Source organism: Kitasatospora sp. NPDC054795 (assembly GCF_053611565.1).
Window position 1 is genome coordinate 56852 of the sequence record NZ_JBSHAP010000010.1, and the last position, 22796, is coordinate 79647.

Here is a 22796-nt window from a genome sequence, read left to right on the forward strand (position 1 = left end):
CCCCCGGCCGGAGGCCGAGGGAGAGCGAATCGTCGAGAGGTGCGTCCGATGAGTCGCGACCCGGACGGACTGCTGGAGCTGCTGCCGCAGTGGCACCGGCTGACGGACGCCGACGCGGGCGAGCCGCTGCGCGCCCTGCTGGCCGTCGTCGCCGAGCAGGTCGACGTCGTGCGCAGCGGCATCGAACAGGGCTACCAGGACTGGTTCGTGGAGACCGCCGCCGACTGGGCCGTCGCCTACCTCGGCGACCTGGTCGGCTACCGGATCCTGCCCGGCTACGAGGAGGTGCTCGCCACCGGCCTGCACGGCGGGGCCTCCCCGGAGCGGGCCGCGGCCCGTGACCGGCTCGCCGCCCGGCTGGCGCCGCGGAACGACGTCGCGAACACCGTCGCCTACCGCCGGCGCAAGGGCACGCTCGCCCTGCTGGAAGAGCTGTCCGCCTCGGTCGCCGACTGGCCCGCCCGGGCGGTCGAGCTCTCCCGGCTGCTCGGCGGCACCCAGCCGGTACGGCTGCTGCGCCCCGACGAGGAGGCGGCCGACCATCAGAGGCTGGGCCGGGGCCGGCTGGTCGACGTGCGGCGCGGCGCCGAGCTGGACCTGCTCGGCGGGCCCTTCGACGGACAGGCGCACACCACCGACGTCCGCCGGGCCGCATCCAACCGCCGCCAGGGCGGCTGCACGCCGGCCGGTGTCGCCCTGTACGTCTGGCGGCTGAAGCCGTACCCGGTCACCCGGGCGCCCGCGTACTGCATCGACCGGGCCAGGAACCTCTTCACCTTCTCGGTCCTCGGCAACGACGCCCAGCTGATCACCAAACCCGAGCCGGAGCCGTCGACCACCCATCTCGCGGCGATCGACAACGTGCCGGCCCCGATCCGGCGCCGGCAGCTCGCCGAGCGCCTGGCCGACTACTACGGGCCCGGCAAGAGCTTCGCCATCTGGCGCGACGGCGCCCAGGAGCCGGTCCCGCCCGCCGAGATCACGGTGGCCGACCTGAGCGACTGGACGTACCGGCCCAAGCGCGGCCAGGTCGCCATCGACCCGCTGCTCGGCCGGATCGCCTTCGGCGCCCGCTCCGCCCCGCGCCGCGGAGTCTGGGTCGACTACCACTACGCGTTCGGCGGCGACACCGGCGGTGGGGAGTACCCGCGCGACCGCCCGGAGGCCCGGCACCGGGCGCTCTACCGGGTCGGCCCCGGCGGGCCGTACGAGCGGATCAACGACGCCTACCAGCAGTGGCGTGCCGACCAGGAGGACGGCAGCGCGGGCGGCGCCGCCGTCATCGAGATCACCCACAGCGGCGCCTACCAGGAGCAGCTGGACTTCGACCTGGCGGAGAACGACCACCTCGAACTGCGCGCCGCCGAGGGCAACCGGCCGGTGATCCGGCTGCTCGACTGGTACAGCAACCGGCCGGACGCGCTCAACGTGCGGGGCATCCGCCCGGGCGGGCGGCTGGTCCTGGACGGGCTGCTGATCACCGGTCGCGGGGTCAACGTCACCGGACCGCTGGCCTCCGTCACCCTGCGGCACTGCACCCTGGTGCCGGGCTGGTCGCTGGAGCCGCACTGCGAACCGCACTCGCCGCAGGAGCCCAGCCTGGTGCTGGACCACACCACCGCCTGCGTGACGATCGAGAACAGCATCCTGGGCACGATCCAGGTCGTCGGCGACGAGGTGGACACCGACCCGCTGGAGATCCACCTCGCCGACAGCATCCTGGACGCCACCGGGCCCGAGCGCCCGGCGCTCTCCGGGCCCGACTGCGAGCACGCCCACGCGCTGCTGCACGCCCACCGCTCCACGGTGGTCGGCGAGGTACACACCCACGCGGTGCCGATCGCCGAGGACTGCGTGTTCACCGGGCGGCTGCGGGTGGCCCGCCGCTCGCTCGGCTGCCTGCGGTTCTGCTACGTCCCGCCGTGCTCGCGCACCCCGCGCCGGTACGAGTGCCAGCCCGACCTGGTGCGCTCGGCGGTGACCGAGCTGGTCGAGCGCGGCGAACTGGACCCGGCGCAGGCCGCCCGGCTGCGCGAGCTGGAGGCCGAGCGGGTCCGCCCGCTGTTCACCGGCCTCCGCTACGGCACGCCCGGCTACGGGCAGTTGGCCGCCGGGTGCGCGCCGGAGATCACCCGCGGTGCCGAGGACCGCTCCGAACTCGGCGCCTTCCACGACCTGTTCCAGCCCCAGCGCGAGGACAACCTGCGGGCGCGGCTGGCCGAGTACACCCCGGCCGGCACCGACGCCGGGATCTTCTTCGTCTCCTGACCCGCCCTGATGACTCCGAAAGGGAAACCGTGCACGCAGACTTCTCGCGCCTGACCTTCCGGCCCGGCAAGCACTACTCCGCGGTGCTGACGCAGCAGGGCCGGGTCCAGCTCGACGCCGACGCCAACGAACAGGCCGCGATCGAGCGGTACCAGCTGCGCACGCTCGCCGCCGACCTGATCGGCCGCCGCGGCGGACCGGCTGGGGCGGCCGGATTCGCGATCGGCTACGTGCCGGGCAACCACGACGTGGACGGCCTCACCATCGGCGGCGGCCGCTACTACGTGGACGGCATCCTGTGCGAGGCCGACCGGCCCGAGCCCGGCATCGCCGTGCCCGACGACGGCGGCCAGGGCAACGGCGGCGACGCCCGGGAGGCGCCAGCCGGCTGGACGTACTGGGACCAGCCGGACGCCTACCGGGACCAGGAGCGCGACGGCGACCGGCTGCCCGGCGAGTTCCCGTTCCTGGTCTACCTGAAGGTCTGGGAGCGCAGCGTCACCGCCGTCGAGGACCCGGGGATCCGCGAGGTCGCGCTCGGTGCGGCGATGCCCGACACGGCGGCCCGGGCCAAGCTCGTCTGGCAGGTACTCGCCCTGCCCGCCTCGGAGTTGAGCGTTCCGGACGGCGGGGCGTCCCGGGTGCGGGAGGCCTTCGACGCGTGGGCCGGGGCGCACGAGCGGCCGGGCGCGCTGCTGGCCGCACGCGCCAGGCGGCCGGAGCGGGCGAGCGAGGACCCGTGCCTGGCCCACCCCGAGGCCGGCTACCGGGGCCCGGAGAACCAGCTGTACCGGGTGGAGGTCCACCACGGCGGCTCGGCGGAGGGCTGCGCCACGTTCAAGTGGTCCCGGGAGAACGGCTCGGTCGTCCTGCCGATCGCCTCGATCGAGGGCGTCTGGGTCGACCTCACCACGCTGGGCGACGACGACAAGCTCAGCCTCTCGGTCGGAGACTGGGTCGAGGTCGCGGACAGCGCGTACATCAGCCGGGGCGAGGCGGCGGACCTGCTCCAGGTGGAGGAGACCGACCTGCCGGGGCGCCGGGTGCGGCTGTCCGCCGAACCGGTGCCGGAGGTCGGGCGGCTGGCCGAGCGTCACCCGTTCCTGCGCCGCTGGGACCACCGGGCGCCCCGCGGCCGGGACGCCCTGCCGCTGGCCGGCGGCGCCCTGCAGCTCAAGGAGGGCGCCTGGCTCGACCTGGAGGACGGCGTCCAGGTGTACTTCCGACCGGGCGGCGCGTACACCCGGGGCAACTACTGGCTCATCCCCGCACGGACCGCCACCGGCTCGGTGGAGTGGCCGCAGAACACGGCCGGCGAAGCGCTGCTCCGGGAACCGGCCGGGGTCCGGGTGCACCATGCCCCGCTCGCCTGGGTGAAGGGCCCGACCACGGTCGTCGACCTCCGACAGACCTTCGCCCCGCTGACCGCCCCCACCCCGCAGTAGGGCGTGCAGCCGGGGGGATCGGGTGCGGGGCGGCCGACCGCTCCACCGGCTCCCGGCCCGGCACACAGCCCGGCCGGGAGAGCGGCGCCGCACCGGCACCGGCGGACGTCAGGAATGGCAGCGGACCGTACCGCACCCCGGAGCCACCGGTGAACCACCCGATCCTCGACCGGATCCAGGACCTGCGCTCCCTGCTGATGTACGACTACCTGTTCCGGCTCTCCACCAGCGCAAACCGGGCCGACTCCTTCGAACGGTGCGTCAGAACTCCGCCGCAGCAGGAGCGTTCCTATGCGCTCCCGGACTACGAGCTGATGATCGCCTTCGACCTCGGATCCGAACCGTACGGCTTCCGCACCGGCGGCTACGCCCCCGGATTCCTCGAGGACCGGTGGAGCTCCCGCACCGCGTGATCGCGCCCTTCTCGTTCCCGGCGGCGTCGTACTCGGCCACGATCCACAGTGCGGACTCGGGAGCCGAACCTGCGGCGCTCCGGCCTCGGGGCCGGGCCGGACCCGGGCGGCTCGGTCACTGGTCATGGGGGTGGAACTGCCCCTCGTGTCCCTGCGGGCCGACCCGGCCGGCGGGACGGTCCCGCCCGGGGCCGGCCGCGGGGCCGGTGGATCCGGCGCCGGGCCCGGTCGCCCGACGATCACCGACTCCATCGCTGCCACGAACGACACCGGGGTGACGGGTCCAAACATGCGGAACAGCGGTGCCCCGATTCTGGCTCGTTTCCCGCACTCGGTGCCCCGTGGCCCCAGGTAGTGCTTGTGGCGGGAGGGATGCGCACCTAGATTCACGACGTGTCGATCCAGTAGCTGAGAGTGGCAGCGGCGTCCCGCTGTGAACTCGGTGCCCGGCGGTCCGATCGTGGTGGACAACGCCCTCTTCCCCGGTCGGGTGGAGATCCCGCCGCCGGCGATGACCGACGGCGTCACCCCGGCCTGGTAGATGCCCCGATCCGTTCCCCGTCCTCTCGAATCCCTCGTGGAAAGGCTCACGCATGACCGCCCTCACCGGACAGCACGAGAACGGCCCGCACGTGAACAGCCCGTCGGACCACGATTCGGACCCGCACGAGACCGACCTGCGCCGGATCCGCGCCCTGATCCTGGCGGCGGACGGGCCCGAGGAGCAGCTTGCGGCGGTGATCAGGTCGGCGGGCGCCGAGCAGACGGCCGCCGACCTGGTGGACGAACTGGTCAGCCGGGCCGACCTGAGCGAGCAACTCGCCGCCGCGGCGGCGGTGGTGCAGTTCGAGCTCGCCTTCGACGGCCAGGTGCTCCGGCGCCACCTGTTGACCGGCCCCAAGGCCGAGCACCGCACCGGGCCGGCCGACGAGCCCAGCGCCACCGTCGAGCTGGATCTGCTCGACCTGGCCCGCGCCGTCTTCGGCGCCCGGCACACCGCGGGCCACCGCACGCCCCGGATCACCTGGCACGGCATCGAGGACCCGGCTCGGCTGATGCCCGCACTGGCGGCCTTCCCGGTCGTCCAGCAGCTGCTCCGCGGCTTGGCGGAACAGCCGCTCGACCTGGCCGAGTTGTCGCTGCGCCACGGTTCGGACAAGTGGGGGCTGCACTACTACACCGAGCACTACGCCCGGCACTTCGCCCCGCTGCGGGACCGGCCGCTCACCATCCTGGAGCTGGGGATCGGCGGCTACGCCGACCCGGCGGCGGGCGGTGGCTCGCTGCGGATGTGGAAGCGCTTCTTCCGGCGGGGCCTCGTCTACGGGGTCGACGTCTACGACAAGGCGGCGCTGCGCGAGCAGCGGATCCACACCGTCCGGGGCGACCAGGCGGACCCGGCCTTCCTCACCGCGCTGGCCGAGCGGATCGGGCCGATCGACATCGTCATCGACGACGGCAGCCACTACTGCCCGGACGTCATCGCCGCCTTCGGCGCGCTCTTCCCGCATGTGGTCCCGGGCGGGCTCTATGTGATCGAGGACCTGCAGACCTCCTACTGGCCGGGCTACGGCGGCAGTTCGGAGCGGCTCGACGACCCGACCACCAGCATGGGCTTCCTCAAGCAGCTGCTCGACGGCCTCAACCACGAGGAGCACGAGCCGCCGACCGCGCACCGCCCGAGCGGGACCGACCGGACACTGGCCGGCGCGCACTTCTACCACAACCTGGCGATCCTCGACAAAGGCCGCAACGAGGAGGGCACCGTCCCCGCCTGGATCCCGCGCCGGCAGCTGAGCGCCGAGGAGATCGCGGGCGCCCAGTGGGCCGCCGAGCAGCAGTCCGAGCCGCAGCCCGAGGCCGGCCCGGACCAGGACCCCAGCTGAGCCGCGCGGCCTGCCGCGCCCCTTCTCCCTTCCCACATCGCGCTTCTCGCTTCCCTCTTCCCGCGTTCCTCTTCCCGCGTTCCTCTTCCCGCGTTCCTCTTCCCGATACCGAAGGAGTAGCAGTGAGCCACATCCTGATGGTCAACATCCCGGCCCACGGCCATGTCTTCCCCACCCTGGCGGTCGTGGGTGAACTGGTACGCCGCGGGCACCGGGTCACCTACGCGGCCGTCGACGACTTCGCCCAGGCCCTGGCCGAGGTCGGCGCCGAACACCTTCGCTACGACTCCACCCAGCCGCTGGACAGCGTGGGCGGTCCCGAGAACGGGCGCACCCCGCTGATCTTCCTGGACGAGAACGTCGCCGTCCTGCGCGCGGTCCAGGAGTGGTTCGACGACGCCAGGCCCGACGCGGTGGTCTACGACGCCGTGGCTTTCCAGGCCGGCCGGATACTGGCCCACACCTGGGGGATCCCGGCCGTCCAGTCGACGCCGTTCTTCGCCTCCAACGACACCTACTCCTTCGTGCAGCAGATGATGGAGGCGGACGGCGCGGTCCCGCTCACCGAGGAGGTGATGGTCGAATTCGGCGTCCGGATGGCCGAGTTGCTGGCCTCGCACGGCATCGACGAGCCGGCGCACGAGTTCATGATGCGCACCGAGCGCCTCAACCTCGTCCACGTGCCGCGGTTCTTCCAGCCGCACGGCGAGAGCTTCGACGAGCGCTTCGCCTTCGTCGGGCCGTGCCTGACGGACCGCTCCTTCCTGGGGGAGTGGCAGCCCCCGGCGAGCGGCCTGCCGGTGGCGCTGGTCTCGATGGGGACCGTGCACAACAAGCATCCGGAGTTCTTCCGGCTGTGCGTGGACGCCTTCGCCGAGCTGCCCTGGCACGCCGTCATCTCGGTCGGCGGGGGGATGGACCCGGCCGACCTCGGCCCGCTGCCGGACAACGTCGAGGTCCACCGCTGGGTCTCGCACCTGGCGGTGCTCCGGCACGCCCGGCTGGTGATCACCCACGGCGGCATGGGCGGCGTGCTGGAGTCCCTGGACGCCGGCTGCCCGATGCTCGGAGTGCCGTCCTGGCCGGACGTCGCGGCCAACACCGCGCGGGTGGCCGAGCTGGGCCTCGGCCGGGTACTGCTGCCGGCGGAGGCCGACGTGAGCCTGCTGCGGGCCGCGATCACCGAGGTGACCGCCGACGCGGCCGTGCAGGAGCGGGGCATCGAGGCGCAGCGGCTCACCCGGGAAGCGGGCGGTGCCACCCGCGCCGCCGACGAGATCGAGGCCTATCTGAAGCGCACGACCTGATCCCACCGCAGGGCCCGGCGTCCCCGATGAGAAGCGGAACGATCAACGGCCGCCCGGGGGGCCCGGTGGGCGGTGCACGCCACTAGGGTGGGCCGATGTCATCGATCAAGCAGTTCCAGGTCACCTTCGACTGTGCGGAACCCGAGCGCCTCGCCCGTTTCTGGTGCGAGGTGTTGGGGTACGTCGTGCCGCCGCCACCGGAGGGGTTCACCACGTGGGAGGACTACAGGAGCGCGCAGCCGGCCGAGCGGCGGGACGCGTGGTTCGCCTGCGTCGATCCGTCGGGCGTGGGGCCGCGGTTGTACTTCCAGCGCGTTCCCGAAGGCAAGGCCGCCAAGAACCGGCTGCATCTCGACGTGCGGGTCGGTACCGGGCTGGTGGGTGAGGAGCGGCTGGCCGTGCTTGAGGCCGAATGCGCACGGCTGGTCCCGCTCGGCGCGGTACACGTGCGGACGCTGTACGACGGCAACGACGCGTGCATCCCGATGCAGGACATCGAGGGCAACGAGTTCTGCATCGACTGAGGAGAGGCCAAGACGTGCCGCAATGACATCTCTTGATGAGCTGTCAGGCATCCGAGAGGCGGTGTGCGGGCGATCCGGGCAGGGCCGCCTCGGGGAGTTCCTCGCCGACAGTCGCTCCATCGGGGCCTCCGGGTGCCGGGCGCCGGCGCTCCTCCTGGGCGGTCGGGAGGTCTACCTCCAGGATCTCTCCGACCGTCAGCCCGGCGACCCGGAGCCATGCTCGTGCCGGCCCTGCACGACCTCGTAGGCCCGGTAGAGCTCCAGGCCGTGCGGCTCGGTCCCGACGCCGCCGAACAGGTACCCCGAACTCATGACTACTCCTGTGAAGTAGTGTGAAAGGAGGGGACGGCGGTGCGGCCCGGGCGTAGTGCAGCAGACGTGGGCCCGACAGCACAATGCCGCAGAATCCGGCGTTCGACCGGACGCTCGGGAACCCGTCTTGCGGCACGATATCTATACGGTATCCGGATCCGGGAAAATATCTGCCAGCATACCGGCGGAGTTCATTCCCCGCATTCGGAATGGACTTTTTCGACCCGCCCTCCGGCAGGGAACTCGCGGGGGAGATCAGGGAACAGTGCGCCCCGCCCTCTGCTAGGACTCAAGGAATTCCGGGAGAACGCGAGGTGGCCATGTCCCGACGCTCAAAACGCCGAGGGAGTGCGCCCGGGAGACCAGAGCGGGCCGGTTCGCGGCCTGGAAATGGCGCATCATCAGCCCGATGCGGTACTCGATGCCCTGCGGGCTCAGATAGAGCGATGCCGCCAGCCGGGCGGTCGAGATGCCGACCGCGACGCCTTCCAGGATGCGGACGTCCACGTCGGTCAGCCGCCGGACGCCCGCGCCGCGGGCAGGGCCCCCGTCCGCAGGACGGGCGGCGGACTCGGACCGCGACGGCCGCTGCGCGGGCTTGACCTCCTCGGAGGTCGCTGACGGTGTCACTTCTCGGTCCCCCCTTCCCTGTCGTCCGTGCTCTCAGGTGCGCAGCGTGCCGGCGAGGTGGTCGCGGAGCATGCCGATCACCTCGTTCGCCCGACTGCTGAGGTAGAAGTGCCCGCCGGGGAAGACCTTGAGGTCGAAGGCACCCATCGTGCGGTCGCGCCAGTGCCCGGCCTCGGGGACCGGCGTCCAGCGGTCCTGGTCCCCCACCACGGCGGTGACCGGGCAGGTGACCACGGCGTCACGGTCGGCCCGGTAGGCCCTCAGGGCCTGGTAGTCGCCGCGCAGCGCGGGCAGCACCATCCCCAGCAGTTCCTCGTCCTCCAGGAGCCGGGCGTCGGTGCCGCCCATGGCTTTGGCCTCGGCCACGATGCCCTCGTCGTCGAGTGGGTGGGAGTGCTCGGGCCGGTCCGCGGACGGCCCCTTGCGGCCGGAGACGAAGAGGTGGTCGATCCGGCCGCCCGCGCGCTCGATCCGCCGGGCCACCTCGAAGGCGACGAGCGCGCCCATGCTGTGCCCGAAGAGGGTCAGGGGGAGGTCGTCCCAGCGGCGCAGCGCTTCGGACACTTCGTCGGCCATGCGGTGCAGGTCCTGGCCCCCGGTTTCCTTCCGGCGGTCCTGCCTGCCGGGGTACTGCACGGCCAGGATGTCGACCGGGCCGCACAGTGCGGCGGATACCGGAAGGTAGAAACTCGCCGAGCCGCCGGCGTGCGGAAAGCAGACCAGTCGGCGCGTGGCCATAGGCGAGGGATGGAAGCGACGGCACCACAGGTCGCTGTCCAAAGAGAGGGAGGTCATAGCGGCCTTTCATTCCCTTCGAAATCCGCGCAGTGCCGACGGGCGGGGTGTGGTGATCACGCGGGACATCATCCGCACCGGCAGGCTGTATGGTGCGCGCTAATACGGGGAGCCCCGATCGACAGCGACCGGCGAGCGAGTCACGGACACCGCATATGACAGCCTGCCATACCCCTCGGAATGTCAGCAAGTACGCACCGGATCGCGCCCGTCCGCTCATGTCCGGGTTCAATTCCGGCCATCCCTTCGTGAACGGTGAGGACGTTGCGGTGCGGAGCAATCCTGTGGGATTTACCTGGCTCCGACTCGGCGGCAACGGTCCGGCCGGACCGCGCACCGCGGATCCGACCGAGGAGGCGAGGGCACCTCATGACAAGGCTGCACGCCGTCAGTGACGTCCGCGGCATCGACGCGGAGCCGGAGGGGCCGCTGCCGGAGGGGGCGTTCCAGGCCGCGCCGGCGGTGCCGGGTCACCCCCGGTCAACGGCGGTGCCGCAGCGATCGGTTTCACCGGCCGGTGGGCCGTGGTGGGCGGGCCTGGTCCTGACCGCCGTGATGGTGCCGCGCAGCGTAAACCCGACATGAGCGCAAGACCTGCACTCTAGGAATACATCTAGATACGGCAGGACCGCGTTGACCCGTACACAGCCACCCAAGACGCTGGAGGCAGTCTTGCCCACCGGTCGTGTGATGAAGAGGACTCCGTTGAACTTCCTGTTGCTGGGCCCGCTTTCCGTCCGGCTGAACGCGCGTGAGGTGCACGTGTCGGCGCCGAGGCAGCGCGTGGTCATGGCAGCGCTCCTCCTCAACGCCAACCGGGTGATCTCGGTCGACCGGATCGCCGAGTACGTCTGGGACGGCGCCCCGCCGCCGAGTGCCGCCGCGACCGTCCGCACCTATGTGATGCGCCTGCGGCAGTCGCTGGGCGAGCACGCCTCCGCCCGGATCCTCACCCGGGCGCCCGGCTACCTCCTCGAACTCGGCGAGCACGAGAGCGATCTCGGGCAGTTCACGGCCCACCGCCGGCGCGCGGCGGAGTTGGCCGAGCGCGGAGACCTGGAGGGTTCCTCCGCCGAGCTGGCCGAGGCGCTCGCCCTGTGGCGCGAGGAGCCGCTGGCGGACATCCCGTCGCAGACGCTGCGCGATGTGGAGGGCCGCTACCTCCAGGAGCTTCGCCTGCAGACCCTGGAGCTGCGGTTCGACGCGGAGCTGGCGCTGCTGCGGCACGCCGAGGTCGTGCCGGAACTGGTACGGCTGGTGCGGAAGCACCCCTTACGGGAGGCCCTGGTGGGCAAGCTGATGCTGGCGCTGGGCCGCTCGGGACGGCAGTCGGAGGCCCTGGACCTCTACCAGCGCACCCGGGCGCTGCTCGTCGAGCAACTCGGCGCCGAGCCGAGCACCGATCTGCGCGAGGTCCACCAGCACATCCTCTCGGCCCACGACCGGCCCCGCGCGCCCGACCAGCTGGAGCAGCCCGAAAAGGCCCCGGCGGCGGCCGTCGCGCCGGCGCCGCCCGCTGCCTGGGAACGGTCCTCCTGGCCGAGCCCGGCGCAGCTGCCCTCGGTGCCGCTGCCACTGTCGGCCCGCTCCGGTGCGCTGGCGCGGCTGCAGCACTTCCTCACGACCGGCACGATGCCCGCGGGCATGGTGGCGACGGCGGTGGTGACCGGCCGGGGCGGTGTCGGCAAGAGCGCGCTGGCCCTGCAAGCGGCGCACGCCGTGCGCGGTTCCTCGGTGCACGGCCAGCTCTACGCGGATCTCGGCGGAGCCGCGCGGCCGCTGACCGCCCGGGCGGTGCTGCCGCGGTTCCTGGCGGACCTCGGTGTGCCCCGGGACGAGATACCCGAGGAGGAGTCGGAACGGGAGAGCCTCTACCGCTCGCTCACCGCGGGCCGCCGTCTGCTGGTGGTACTCGACAACGCCTCCAGCACCGCGCAGGTGCGGCCACTGATACCGGGCAGCGGGGGCAGCAGGCTGCTGGTGACCAGCCGACGGCGGCTGGCCGATCTGGAGGGGGCGTGCCCCATTTCGCTCGGCCCGCTGGACGAGGCCGGGTCGCTGGAGCTGCTGGGCAGCATCGTCGGCCCGGCCAGGGTGGGTGCCGAACCGCGGTCGGCCCGTTCGGTGCTGACGGTCTGCGCGGGCCTGCCGCTGGCGATCCGGATCGCGGGGACCCGGCTGCTGGAGCGCCCGCACTGGAGTATCGGTCGCTTCGCCCAGCGGCTCACGGAGGCCCCGCAGCTGCTGGACGAACTGTGCGCGGGCGACCTCGGTGTCCGGCCCTGCCTCGACGCCGAGCACGCCGGGCTCCGGCGGACGGCTCCGGCCGCGGTCGACCCGGCCGAGGTGTTCACCGCGCTGGGGACTGCCGGAGCGTCCTCGGTCTCCAGCAGTCGGGTCGCGGTGATGTTCGGCTGCTCCGAGGCGCAGGCCGAGGAAGCCCTGGACGCCCTGGTCGAGGCGAATCTGCTGGGTGCGCCGGCGGGAGGCCGCTACCGGCTGGACGCGCTGCTGCGGGCGTACGCCCGCGAGCGGGCGCAGGCGGTCGCCGTACGGCAGCACGGTCACCCGTACATGCGCGCCGGGTGACCGTCCCGGCGGCCCGGCGACGGGCACCCGGCGGCCCGGTCCGCCTTCGCCCCGATCCTTTTCGACCCGATCCTTTTCTGCCCGATCCTTTTCTGCCCGATCTCCTCCGAGAGGACCCCCTCGCCATGGCCGACCAGACAGCAGCCACCCACGACCTGCTCGCCTACGTCCGGGAGGTCTCCCTCCGTGACGACGATCTGCTCAGGGAGCTGCGGGAGACCACCGCGGACCTGCCGGGCGGGACCGCCATGCAGGTGATGGCGGAGGAGGGCCAACTGCTTTCCCTGCTGGTCGGATTGACGGGGGCGCGGGCGGTTCTGGAGATCGGCACCTTCACCGGCTACAGCACCCTGTGCATGGCCCGCGCCCTCCCGGCCGACGGGATGCTGGTGTCCTGCGACATCGACGACCGGTGGCCGGCCATCGGCGCCGACTTCTGGAAGCGGGACGGGGTCGACTCGCGGATCGACCTGCGGATCGGCGATGCCGCCGCGACCCTGGACGCGCTGCTGGCGGAGCGCGGACCGGAGAGCTTCGACCTGGTGTTCATCGACGCGGACAAGACCAATTACGTCCGCTACTACGAGAGTTCGCTGGCGCTGCTGCGTGCCGGCGGTCTGATCGTGGTCGACAACACCCTCTTCTTCGGCCGGGTCGCCGATCCGGCCGCCGTGGACCCGGAGACCGCCGGGGTCCGGGCTCTGAACCGGCTGCTGCACGAGGACCCCCGGGTGGAGCTGTCGCTCCTGGTGATGGCCGACGGGATCACACTCGTCCGCAAGCGCTGAGGACGGCGGGCCGGGGCCCGGGAGCGCCGGGGCCCGGCGCTTCCGGGCCCCGCGGCGGTCACGACGTTCCCAGGCCCCCTTCCGGCACGTTCAGGTCGGGTGCGTCCACGCTCATGACGGTGGACACCACACGCGGGCCGGGAACCAGGTGCAGGCGCTGGAGTCCGGTGTCCTCCGGAGCCGGTGCGAGGACGGCGGCGCACGGGCACGGGGCCTCGTCCAGGCCCTCGAAGCCCGCGAACCGGTAGGCGATCTCCATCATCCGGTTGCGTTCGGTCGCCCGGAAGTCCGCGACCAGGTGGACTCCGGACCGGGCGGCGGCGTCGGCCAGCCAGTTCAGCAGGGTCGCACCGGCGCCGTAGGCGACGACCCGGCAGGAGGTGGCGAGCAGCTTGAGGTGCCACAGGCCCGGGTGCCGCTCCAGCAGCAGGACGCCGACCGCGCCGTGCGGGCCGAACCGGTCGGTGAGGGTGACCACCAGGACCTCGTGCCGGGGGTCGGTGATCAGGCCGCGCAGCACCGCGTCCGGGTAGTGGACCCCGGTCGCGTTCATCTGGCTGGTGCGCAGGGTGAGTTCCTCGACCCGGGACAGCTCCTCGCCGGTGGCCCGGCCGATGCGCATCCGCAGGTCCAGGGAGCGCAGGAACTCCTCGTCGGGGCCGGGGGCGGCCGCCCGCTCGGCCTCGCGGCGGAAGCCCGCCTGGTACATCTGGCGCCGCCGCCGGGAGTCGACGGTGCTGGTCGCGGGGGTGAACTCGGCCAGTTCGGGGAGGGCGAGGACCTGCTCGGCCGGGTAGCACCGTACGTCGGGCAGGTGGAAGGCCACTTCGGCGCGTTCGGCGGGCCGGTCGTCGACGAAGGCGATGGCCGTGAGCGCGAAGTTCAGCCGATCGGCGATCCGGCGCACCGACTCGGACTTGGCGCCCCACCCGATCTCCGGCAGGACGAAGTACTCGGCCACGCCGAATGCCTCCAACCGGGCCCAGGCGTGCTCGTGGTCGTTGCGGCTGGCGACGGACTGGAGGATGCCGCGGGAGTCGAGCTCGATCACCACCTTGCGCACCTCGTCCGGCAGGTGCACCTCGCCGTCCTCCAGCAGGGTGCCCTGCCAGAGGGTGTCGTCCAGGTCCCAGACCAGGCACTTGACGGTCTCAGCCATGTCGTCCTTCCTCGTCTCGTCGGCTGCAGGCCCGCTCACGGTGCCCCCGGAGCGGAGAGCGCGTGCTGTGCCAGCATCAGCCGGCACAGCTCGTTGCTGCCCTCGATGATCTCCATCAGCTTGGCGTCCCGGTATGCCCGGGCCACCGCGTGCCCGTCCCGGGACCCGGCCGAGGCCAGTACCTGGACGGCCGTCGCCGCGCCCCGGGCGGCCTGGGTCGCGGCGACGTGCTTGGCCAGTACGGTCGCCACCACCTGGTCCGGCGACCCTTCGTCCCAGCAGCGGCTGGCGTGCTCGCAGACCCGCGCGGCCACCTGCTCGGCCGTGTAGAGGTCGGCGAGGTGTCCGGCGACGAGCTGGTGCTCTGCGAGCGGCCTGCCGAACTGCTCCCGTCCGGCGGCGTGCGCGGTGGCCGCCGCCAGACAGGCCCGCAGGATGCCCACGCACCCCCAGGCGACGGACATCCGCCCGTAGGCCAGCGCGGTCGTCACCAGCAGGGCGGGCGGCAGTCCGTGACCGCCCAGGACGCTGTCGGCCGGCAGCCGCACTCCGTCGAGGTGGACGTCGGCGTGTCCGGCCGCGCGGCAGCCGAGCGGGTCGGCGATCCGCTCGATCCGGACGCCGGGCGTGTCGGCGGGCACCACGACGGCCGCCGCGCCGTCCTCGTAGCGGCCGACGATGACCAGCAGGTCGGCGTAGTGGGCGGCGGTCACCCACTTCTTGTGTCCGTCGACGACGACCGCGCCACCGTCGCGGCGGACGGTCGTCGTCATCGCCGCGAGGTCGCTGCCGGCGCCGGGCTCGCTGAAGCCGACCGCCGCCAGTGCGCCGCCGGTCAGCCGGGGGAGGTGGGCGGCCGACTGCTCGGCGGTGCCCAGGCGCTGGATGGTCCATGCCGCCATGCCCTGGGAGGTCATCACGCTGCGCAGCGAGCTGCACAGGCCTCCCACGTGGGCGGTGTACGCGCCGCTGTGCATGCTGCTGAGCCCCCGGCCGCCGTACTGCTCCGGGACTTCGGCGCACAGTCGGCCCTCGGCGCCCAGTTCGCGGAGCAGGTCCAGCGGGATGAGGCCGGTCCGGTCCCACTCCCCCGCCAGGTCGCCGACCCGCAGGGTGACGGAGGTCATCGCGCTGCTCAGGTCCTCACCCATGCTGGCCCCCGGCGGCGGGCACCCGGAGCCGGTCCACCAGCTCCGCCATCCGCCGTACGGTGCGGAAGTTGTCCAGCCGCAGGTCCGCGCCGCGGACGGCGATGGCGTAGGTCTTCTCCAGGTGCACCACCACCTGCATGGCGAAGAGGGACGACAGGCCGCCGGCGCCGAACAGGTCGGTGTCGGCGTCCCAGGCGGTTCCGGTGCGTCCTTCCAGGAATCCCAGCAGTTCCTTCTCCAGGTCGTGGGTGTTGGGCGTGTTCGCTGCGGTCATGGCTGTCTCCATCGTCGGGGTGATCAGTCGGGGTGATCAGGTGTAGTCGTAGAAGCCGCGCCCGGACTTGCGGCCCAGCCGGCCCTCGCGGACCAGTCGGAGCAGCAGTTCCGTGGGGCGGCAGCCGTCGTCGCCGGTGCGTTCGTGGAGCACGGTGAGGGAGTCGACGAGGTTGTCGATGCCGATCAGGTCCGCGGTGCGCAGCGGGCCGGTGGGGTGTCCCAGGCAGCCCTGCATCAGGGCGTCGACGTCCTCGGCGCTCGCCGTGCCCTCCTCCACGACCCGGGCCGCGTCGTTGATCATCGGGTGCAGGATGCGGCTGGTCACGAAGCCGGGTGCGTCCCGGACGACCACCGCCCGCCGCCGCAGCGCCGTGAGCAGGGCCGCCACGGCGGCCATCGCGGCGTCCCCGGTCCTGGCGCCGCGGACCACTTCGGCGGTTCCGATCAGGTAGGGCGGGTTCATGAAGTGGGTGCCGACCAGTTCCTCCGGCCGTTCCAGGGCCCCGGCCAGTTCGTTGACGGGGATGGAGGAGGTGTTGGTGATCAGCAGGGTTCCGGGCCGGACCAGTCCGGAGACCTCGGACAGGACGGCGGCTTTGATCGCGGCGTTCTCGGTGACCGCCTCGACGACGGCGGTGGCTCCGGCGGCGGCCTTGAGCGAGGTGCCGGTGGCCAGGGCGCCGAGGGGCGTCCCGGCGGGCAGGGCGCCCATCAGTTCGGCCAGCCGGAGTTCGCCGTCGATCAGGTTCGCGGCCCGGTCGAGCCGTTCCCGGTCGATGTCGACCAGGTGGACCGGCAGGCCGTGTCCGAGGGCGAGGACGGTGATTCCGATGCCCATCACCCCGGCTCCCAGCACGGTGAGGGCCTGTCGCGGGGGGGAATCGTCGTACGGGGCTGTGGTCAACGGGTTCTCCTTCGTTTTCACCGGGCACCGGGGGTGCGCAGGGTGCTGTCGAGCCAGTCGGCGACGGCGTCGCCGGTGGTCGCGACATGCTGTTCCATGATCGAGAAGTGGTCTCCGGGGACGTCGACGACGGTGTCGGCGCCGGCCCAGGTCGAACGCCAGTCGCCGGCTTCGGCGGACGGGCGGCCGAGCGGGGTGGAGGCGCGGACCAGCAGCAGCGGGGCGCGGACCGCCGGGGGCTTCCAGTCGTCGAGCAGACGGAAGTAGCCGCCCATCGCGGTCAGCCGGGTCCCGTCCATCGGGGCCGCCCGGTCCTCGCGGGCGAACATGCCGCCCAGCAGGACGTCGTTGAACTGGGTGATGCCCTGGTTGTCGGAGAGGTAGGTGTCCAGCAGCACCACGGCCGCCGGGCCCTCGCCGCGCTGTTCCAGCGCGGCGGCCACGCCGTGGGCGAGCGTGCCGCCGGAGGAGGAGCCCGCCAGCACGAGCGTCCGTCCGGGCAGTTCCCGGAGCAGTGTCGTCGCCTGGAAGTCCAGCAGGGCCGACATGTCGGCGGGCAGTTCCTCCTCGGGGACGAATCCGGGGGCGTCGAGGGCGGCGACGGCGTAGCGGTCGCGGAAGCGGGCGGCGAAGCGGGCGTACTGGTGGGCGCCGCCGAGCGCGACGATGGAGCCGAAGCAGACGAGTACGGGGGCGTCGGCGCGCTCGTTCAGGCGCAGCAGCCGCGGGCCGGCGCCGGCGGCCGCGAGGTCACTGCCGCTGTGGAAGGCCGGGCGCAGGGCGGAGGCGTTCTTGAGCAGGGCGATGCCCTCGTCGATCCGGCCGAGTGCGCAGGCCTGGCGGAACAGCACGCTCACCGGGTCGGTGTCGGCGGTGTCGGCGGTGTCGGCGTCGGACGCAGCTGCTCCGGTTCCGGCCGCGGGTGCCGTTCCGGGCCGGGGGGTGTCTTCCGCCCGGGCCTCGGCGGCGAGGCGCGCCGCGAGCGCGGCGGGGGTGCCGCTGTCGAAGACGGCGGAGGGCCGTAGCCGCAGTCCGGTGGCGGCGGCCAGCCGGTTGCGGAGTTCGACAGCGGTCAACGAGTCGAATCCGACGGAGAGGAAGGGCACCGTCGGGGACAGCGCCCCGGAGTCGGTGTGGCCGAGGACTTCGGCGGCCTCGGCGAGGACGAGTTCGCGCAGGACCAGCTCGCGTCCCTGTTCGTCGGCGGCGGCGTCGAGCCGGTGCCGGAGCGCTGCGGCGGCGGTCGGCGTCCCCTTCGCCCCGGTCGTCGCGGTCGGGCTGCGCCGGACCAGGGAGCGCAGCATCGGGTGCACCGGGCCGTCGCCGCGCACGGCGAGGTCGAGGTGGGCCAGGACGACGGGGCTCCCGTCTCCCGGCGGGGCGGCGTCCGGGGCGCACACGGTGTCCAGCAGGGCCATGGCCTCCTGGTCGGAGAGGCCGCGGGCGCCGCGCCGGTCGATGCGCTGCCGTTCGGCGCCGCCGAGCTCCGCCGTCATTCCGCTCACCCGCTCCCAGGGCCCCCAGGCGAGGGACAGGCCGGGGAGCCCGAGCCGTCGGCGTTCCGCGGCGAGGGCGTCGAGCACGGCGTTGGCGGCCGAGTAGGACGCCTGGCCGGGGCTGCCCAGCACGCCCGCGGCGGAGGAGAAGACGACGAACGCGGCGAGGTCCGCTCCGCGCGTCAGCCGGTCGAGGTGGTGGGCGGCGTCGACCTTGGGCCGCAGGACGGCGGTCATCCGCTCCCCCGTCAGCCCGTCCAGCAGGCCGTCGTCGAGCACTCCGGCGGTGTGGACCACGGCACACAGCGGATGGCGTTCGGGGATGCCTGCCAGGGCGGCGGCGAGGGCCTGACGGTCGGACACGTCACAGCTGAGGGCGGCCAGTTCGGCTCCGGCCTCGGCCAGCTCCGCCGTCAGCTCCGGCATGCCGGGGGCGTCGGTGCCGCGGCGGCTCAGCACGAGGAGGTGGCGCACCCCGTGCGCGGCGACCAGATGGCGCGCCAGGACGGCCGCGAGAGCGCCGCCGCCGCTCAGCAGGACCGTCCCCTCGGCCGGCCCGAACGCGCCGACCGGCCGGGTGTCGGTGGCGGTGCCGCTCGCGGGGGCAGTGGCGGTGGCGGTGCCGGCCGGCGGCCGTACCAGTCGGGGCGTGTACAGGACGCCGCCGCGCAGGGCCGCCTGTGGTTCGCCCGTGGCGAGCAGGTCGGCGAGCGCGTCGCCGAGACCGTCCGGCTCCGGCCCTTCGACGTCCAGCAGCACGAACCGGTCGGGGTGTTCGAGCTGAGCGGCCCTGAGCATGCCCCACACGGCCGCCGCGCCGAGGTCGGCCGGTTGCGGCTGCGCGCCGAACGGGCCGGTCGCACCCCGGGTGAGCACCACCAGAGGTGTCCGGGCCGTGGTGTCGTCGGCCAGGTGGGCCTGGACGCGCTCCAGGACCCCGGACGCGACCGCGTGCACCGCCGCGGGGTCCGTGTCCCGGGCGGGGGCGTCCGCGGTCACGGTGTCGGCGGACGGGGGGCAGGTCAGCAGCATCGCGTCGGGTGTCGCGGACGGGGGTTCGGTGGGAAAGGCGGCCGGCAGCAGCCGCTCGTCCCGCGGGCCGAGGAGGCCCCAGCGGGTGACCGGGCGCGGGCCGGGCCCGGCAGTGACCGGCGTCCAGCCGACGTGGAGGACGGAATCGGAGGACGCCCGCAGTGCGGCGGTGGACGCCGTGCGCAGGGTGAGCGAGCCGACCGTCGCCACCGTGCGCCCCGAGGGATCGGTGATCCGCGCGCTGACGGCGTCCGGGCCGTCGGGGCGCAGCCGGACGCGCAGGACCGGCGCGTCGGAGGTTTCGATCGCGACGCGCTGCCAGGAGAACGGCAGGGGGACGCCGTCGGCGGGCTCCGCGGTCGCGGCGCCTTCACGCAGACCGGTCGTCTGGAGGGCCGCGTCCAGGAGGGCCGGGTGCACGCCGAAGCCGCCCGCTCCGCCGGCGGGGAGGCCGTCGGGCAGGGCCACTTCTGCGTGGATCGCGTCTGCGGTGCGCCATGCGGCGCGCAGGCCCCGGAACGCCGGGCCGTAGGCGACGCCCCGGGTTTCGAGCAGCCCGTACAGTTCGTCCACGTCGAGGGGGACCGCGTCGGGCGGGGGCCAGGTGCCGGCCGGTTCGGTCGTGTCGTCCCGGTCGGCCGAGGGGTCCCGGGGGCCGACCGCGCCGGTCGCGTGCCGGGTCCAGGGCCGGTCGGCGGAGCCGGGGGCGGCCTCGGGCCGGGAGTGGAACTCCACCGGGCGCCGTCCCGTGCCGTCCTCGGCGCCCACCCGTACGCGCAGTTGCACGGCCTGATCGTCGGGCAGCAGCAGCGGGGCGGCGAGGGTCAGCTCCTCCACGAGGGCGCAGCCGAGGCGGCGGCCCACGTGCGCGGCCAGCTCCACGAGGGCCGCGCCGGGAAGGATCACGGCTCCGGCCACGGCGTGGTCGGCGAGCCAGGGGTGGGTGGCCGAGGAGAGCCGGCCGGTGAAGAGGGTGCCCGCGTCGTCGGGCAGTTCGACCGCGGCGCCGAGCAGCGGGTGGTCCGCGGCGGACTGGCCGGCGGCCGCCTGGTCCCGGTCGGCCGGCAGGGCGTCCAGCCAGTAGCGGCGTCGTTGGAAGGCGTAGGTGGGCAGGTCCACCCGCTGGGCACCGGTTCCCGCGAACAGTCGCTCCCAGTCGACGCGCAGGCCCCGGACGTGTGCCTCGGCGAGCGCGAGCTGGAGTCGGCGGAGCCCTCCGGCCCCGCGCCGCAGGGTGTCGAGCACCAGCGTCTCCGGGGCGCCCGCGTCGGCGGCCGTGTCCTCGATCGCGTACATCAGGGCGGGCTGGGGGCCGGACTCGATGAAGACGCGGTGCCCGGCCGCGAGGAGCGAACGGGTCGCCCGCTCGAACTCGACGGTCTGCCGGATGTTGCGGTACCAGTACTCGGCACCCAGGGACTTCGTGTCCAGCAGGCCGCCGGTCACGCTGGAGTAGTACGGCACCGCACCCGCGAGGGGGGTGATCCCGTCCAGGTCGGAGAGCAGGCGCTCGCGGATCTCCTCCACGTGCGAGGAGTGCGACGCGAAGTCGGTTTCGATGCGAGTCGCCCACACCCCTTCCTCCAGGAGTTCCTCCACCAGGGCCGTGACCGCGTCGGCGTCGCCCGACACCGCCACCGACGACGGGCCGTTCACCGCCGCCACCGAGAGCCGGCCCGCCCACGGGGCGATGCGCTCCCGTGCCACGTCCACCGGCAGGGGAACCGACGCCATACCGCCACGGCCCGCCAGCGCACCCACCGCACGGGAACGCAACGCCACCACCCGCGCCCCGTCCTCCAGACTCAGGCCACCCGCCACCACCGCGGCGGCGATCTCGCCCTGGGAGTGGCCCACCACCGCGTCCGGAACGACCCCGAACGCGCGCCACACCTCCGCCAGCGACACCATCACCGCCCACAGCACCGGCTGCACCACGTCGACCCGGGCGAGCAACCGCTCCGAGCCCAGCGCCTCCGCCAACGACCAGTCCACGTAAGGCGCCAGCGCCCGCCCGCACTCGGCCATCCGCCCCGCGAACACAGCCGATTCGGCCAGCAGCTCCGCGGCCATCCCCACCCACTGCGAACCCTGACCCGGGAACACCAGCACCGAACGGCCCGGGGGCAGCCCGCTGCCGACCGTCACGCCCGCCGCACGCACGCCCCGCGACAGGGCGGCGACACCGGCCAGCAGTTCGCCCCGGTCCGCCCCCACCACCACCGCGCGCTCCGCGAACCGCGAACGCCCCGCCACCAGCGAATGGCCGACGTCCGTCACGCTCAAGCCCGGTTCCGCCACCACCCGCTCGTACAGCGCCGTCGCCTGGGCGCGCAGCGCATCCGGAGTACGCGCCGACAGGATCCAGGGGACGGCGGCGGGCACCGGTTCCGGCGTGGCGGGCCCGTCGGAAGCTGCCGGGTCGGCCGGGGCCTGTTCGAGGATGACGTGGGCGTTGGTGCCGCTGGCGCCGAAGGAGGACACCCCGGCCCGGCGCGGACGTCCCGTCTCCGGCCAGGGGGCGGCCTCGGTGAGCAGGGAGACGGCTCCCTCGGTCCAGTCGATCTGGGGCGAGGGACGGTCGACGTGCAGGGTGCGCGGCATCACGCCGTGCCGCATCGCGAGCACCGACTTGATCACCCCGCCGACGCCCGCGGCGGCCTGGGTGTGGGACAGGTTGGACTTCAGCGAGCCCAGCCGCAACGGCCGCCCGGCGGGCCGGTCCTGCCCGTACGTGGCCATGAGCGCCTGCGCCTCGATGGGGTCGCCGAGGACGGTGCCGGTGCCGTGCGCCTCCACCATGTCGACCTCGGACGGGTCGAGTCCGGCCCGGGCGAGCGCCCCGTTGATGACGCGCTGCTGCGCGGGCCCGTTCGGGGCGGTCAGCCCGTTGCTGGCGCCGTCCTGGTTGACGGCCGAGCCGCGGATGACGGCCAGGACGGGGTGCCCCGCGCGCCGGGCGTCCGAGAGCCGTTCCAGCAGGAGCAGGCCCAGGCCCTCCCCGAACCCGGCTCCGTCCGCCGCGGACGAGAAGGACTTGCTGCGTCCGTCGGGTGCCAGGCCGCGCTGGCGGCTGAATCCGACGTACAGGCCGGGGGTGGACATCACGGTCACCCCACCGGCCAGGGCGAGGGTGGTGTCGCCGGAGCGCAGCCCCTGGCAGGCGAGGTGGACGGCGACCAGGGAGGACGAGCAGGCGGTGTCCAGGGTGACCGCCGGGCCTTCCAGGCCCAGGGTGTAGGCGATCCGGCCCGAGGCGACGCTGGGGATGGTGCCGGTGCCGAGGAAGCCTTCCACTTCGTCGGGCACCCGGCCCAGCCGGGACCCGTATTCGCTGTAGATCACTCCGGTGTAGACACCGGTGCGGCTGCCGCGCAGGGTCGCCGGGTCGATGCCCGCGCGTTCCACCGCTTCCCAGGACGCTTCCAGCAGCAGCCGCTGCTGCGGGTCCATGGCCAGGGCCTCGCGCGGCGAGATGCCGAAGAAGCCGGGGTCGAAGCCGGTCGCGTCGTGGAGGAAGCCGCCTTCCCGGACGTAGAAGGTGCCGGGGGCGTCGGGGTCGGCGTCGAAGCCGCCCTCGACGTCCCAGCCGCGGTCGGTGGGGAACGGCGAGACCGCGTCGCGTTCCTTGACCAGCAGCTCCCACAGGTCTTCCGGGGTACGTACGCCGCCGGGGTAGCGGCAGCTCATCGCCACGATGGCGATGGGCTCGGCGGAGTCGTCGCGGAGCTGTCGGTTCTCCTGCCGCAGGCGCTGGTTGTCCACCAGCGAGGCGCGCAGGGCGGCGACCACCTGGTCCGTGTCGGTGGGCATGGGGTTGG

At 73.5% G+C, this 22796-nt stretch carries 15 protein-coding genes; 8 read left to right on the top strand and 7 right to left on the bottom strand.

Annotated features, from left to right (window positions below):
• Positions 1-48 precede the first annotated feature (48 nt).
• The 6 genes from ACWGJO_RS05815 (at position 49) to ACWGJO_RS05840 (ending at position 7843) form a co-directional block, all read left to right on the top strand.
• The gene (locus ACWGJO_RS05815; RefSeq protein WP_452182326.1) at positions 49-2268 is read left to right on the top strand and encodes a hypothetical protein; all 2220 of its coding nucleotides are present in this window, start codon (positions 49-51) and stop codon (positions 2266-2268) included.
• A 29-nt stretch (positions 2269-2297) separates the two neighbouring features.
• Complete coding sequence (locus ACWGJO_RS05820) at positions 2298-3713, top strand: DUF6519 domain-containing protein (RefSeq protein ID WP_452182327.1); 1416 nt, start codon at positions 2298-2300, stop codon at positions 3711-3713.
• A gap of 149 nt (positions 3714-3862) precedes the next feature.
• Positions 3863-4126 carry a hypothetical protein gene (locus ACWGJO_RS05825; RefSeq protein WP_452182328.1) on the top strand — a complete coding sequence of 88 codons (264 nt, stop codon included), beginning with the start codon at positions 3863-3865 and terminating at the stop codon, positions 4124-4126.
• Positions 4127-4719: 593 nt separating this feature from the next.
• Positions 4720-6012, top strand: a complete 1293-nt coding sequence (locus ACWGJO_RS05830; protein WP_452182329.1) for a hypothetical protein — start codon at positions 4720-4722, stop codon at positions 6010-6012.
• Between the two features lie 122 nt (positions 6013-6134).
• Positions 6135-7319, top strand: coding sequence for a macrolide family glycosyltransferase (locus tag ACWGJO_RS05835; protein ID WP_452182330.1), 1185 nt, complete (start codon positions 6135-6137; stop codon positions 7317-7319).
• Between the two features lie 95 nt (positions 7320-7414).
• Positions 7415-7843 (top strand): VOC family protein, encoded by a 429-nt coding sequence (locus ACWGJO_RS05840; RefSeq protein WP_452182331.1) that lies wholly within the window; start codon positions 7415-7417, stop codon positions 7841-7843.
• A 594-nt stretch (positions 7844-8437) separates the two neighbouring features.
• Here the strand turns inward: ACWGJO_RS05840 and ACWGJO_RS05845 are convergent.
• Positions 8438-8662: a helix-turn-helix domain-containing protein gene (locus ACWGJO_RS05845; RefSeq protein WP_380542633.1), complete on the bottom strand. Its 225-nt coding sequence runs from the start codon at positions 8660-8662 to the stop codon at positions 8438-8440.
• A 156-nt stretch (positions 8663-8818) separates the two neighbouring features.
• Positions 8819-9580 carry a thioesterase II family protein gene (locus ACWGJO_RS05850; RefSeq protein ID WP_452182332.1) on the bottom strand — a complete coding sequence of 254 codons (762 nt, stop codon included), beginning with the start codon at positions 9578-9580 and terminating at the stop codon, positions 8819-8821.
• Positions 9581-10270: 690 nt separating this feature from the next.
• Between ACWGJO_RS05850 and ACWGJO_RS05855 the strand changes: the two genes are divergently transcribed.
• Positions 10271-12169: a BTAD domain-containing putative transcriptional regulator gene (locus tag ACWGJO_RS05855; RefSeq protein ID WP_452182333.1), complete on the top strand. Its 1899-nt coding sequence runs from the start codon at positions 10271-10273 to the stop codon at positions 12167-12169.
• A 125-nt stretch (positions 12170-12294) separates the two neighbouring features.
• The gene (locus tag ACWGJO_RS05860) at positions 12295-12957 is read left to right on the top strand and encodes a class I SAM-dependent methyltransferase (RefSeq protein ID WP_452182334.1); all 663 of its coding nucleotides are present in this window, start codon (positions 12295-12297) and stop codon (positions 12955-12957) included.
• A gap of 58 nt (positions 12958-13015) precedes the next feature.
• On the opposite strand, the gene ACWGJO_RS05865 is transcribed toward ACWGJO_RS05860, so the two are convergent.
• Genes ACWGJO_RS05865 through ACWGJO_RS05885 form a run of 5 tightly spaced genes read right to left on the bottom strand, consistent with a single transcriptional unit; the run spans position 13016 to position 22788 of the window.
• Entirely contained in the window at positions 13016-14116 is a 1101-nt protein-coding gene (locus ACWGJO_RS05865; protein WP_452182335.1) for an HAD-IIIC family phosphatase, read from the bottom strand.
• A 35-nt stretch (positions 14117-14151) separates the two neighbouring features.
• Positions 14152-15267 carry an acyl-CoA dehydrogenase family protein gene (locus ACWGJO_RS05870; RefSeq protein ID WP_452182336.1) on the bottom strand — a complete coding sequence of 372 codons (1116 nt, stop codon included), beginning with the start codon at positions 15265-15267 and terminating at the stop codon, positions 14152-14154.
• On the bottom strand, positions 15260-15541 hold the full coding sequence (locus ACWGJO_RS05875) for an acyl carrier protein (RefSeq protein WP_359897831.1): 282 nt from the start codon (positions 15539-15541) through the stop codon (positions 15260-15262). Before ACWGJO_RS05875 ends, ACWGJO_RS05870 begins: the two co-directional genes overlap by 8 nt.
• A gap of 36 nt (positions 15542-15577) precedes the next feature.
• Positions 15578-16447 (bottom strand): 3-hydroxyacyl-CoA dehydrogenase family protein, encoded by an 870-nt coding sequence (locus ACWGJO_RS05880; RefSeq protein ID WP_452182337.1) that lies wholly within the window; start codon positions 16445-16447, stop codon positions 15578-15580.
• Positions 16448-16464: 17 nt separating this feature from the next.
• The gene (locus ACWGJO_RS05885; protein WP_452182338.1) at positions 16465-22788 is read right to left on the bottom strand and encodes a type I polyketide synthase; all 6324 of its coding nucleotides are present in this window, start codon (positions 22786-22788) and stop codon (positions 16465-16467) included.
• Positions 22789-22796 lie beyond the last annotated feature (8 nt).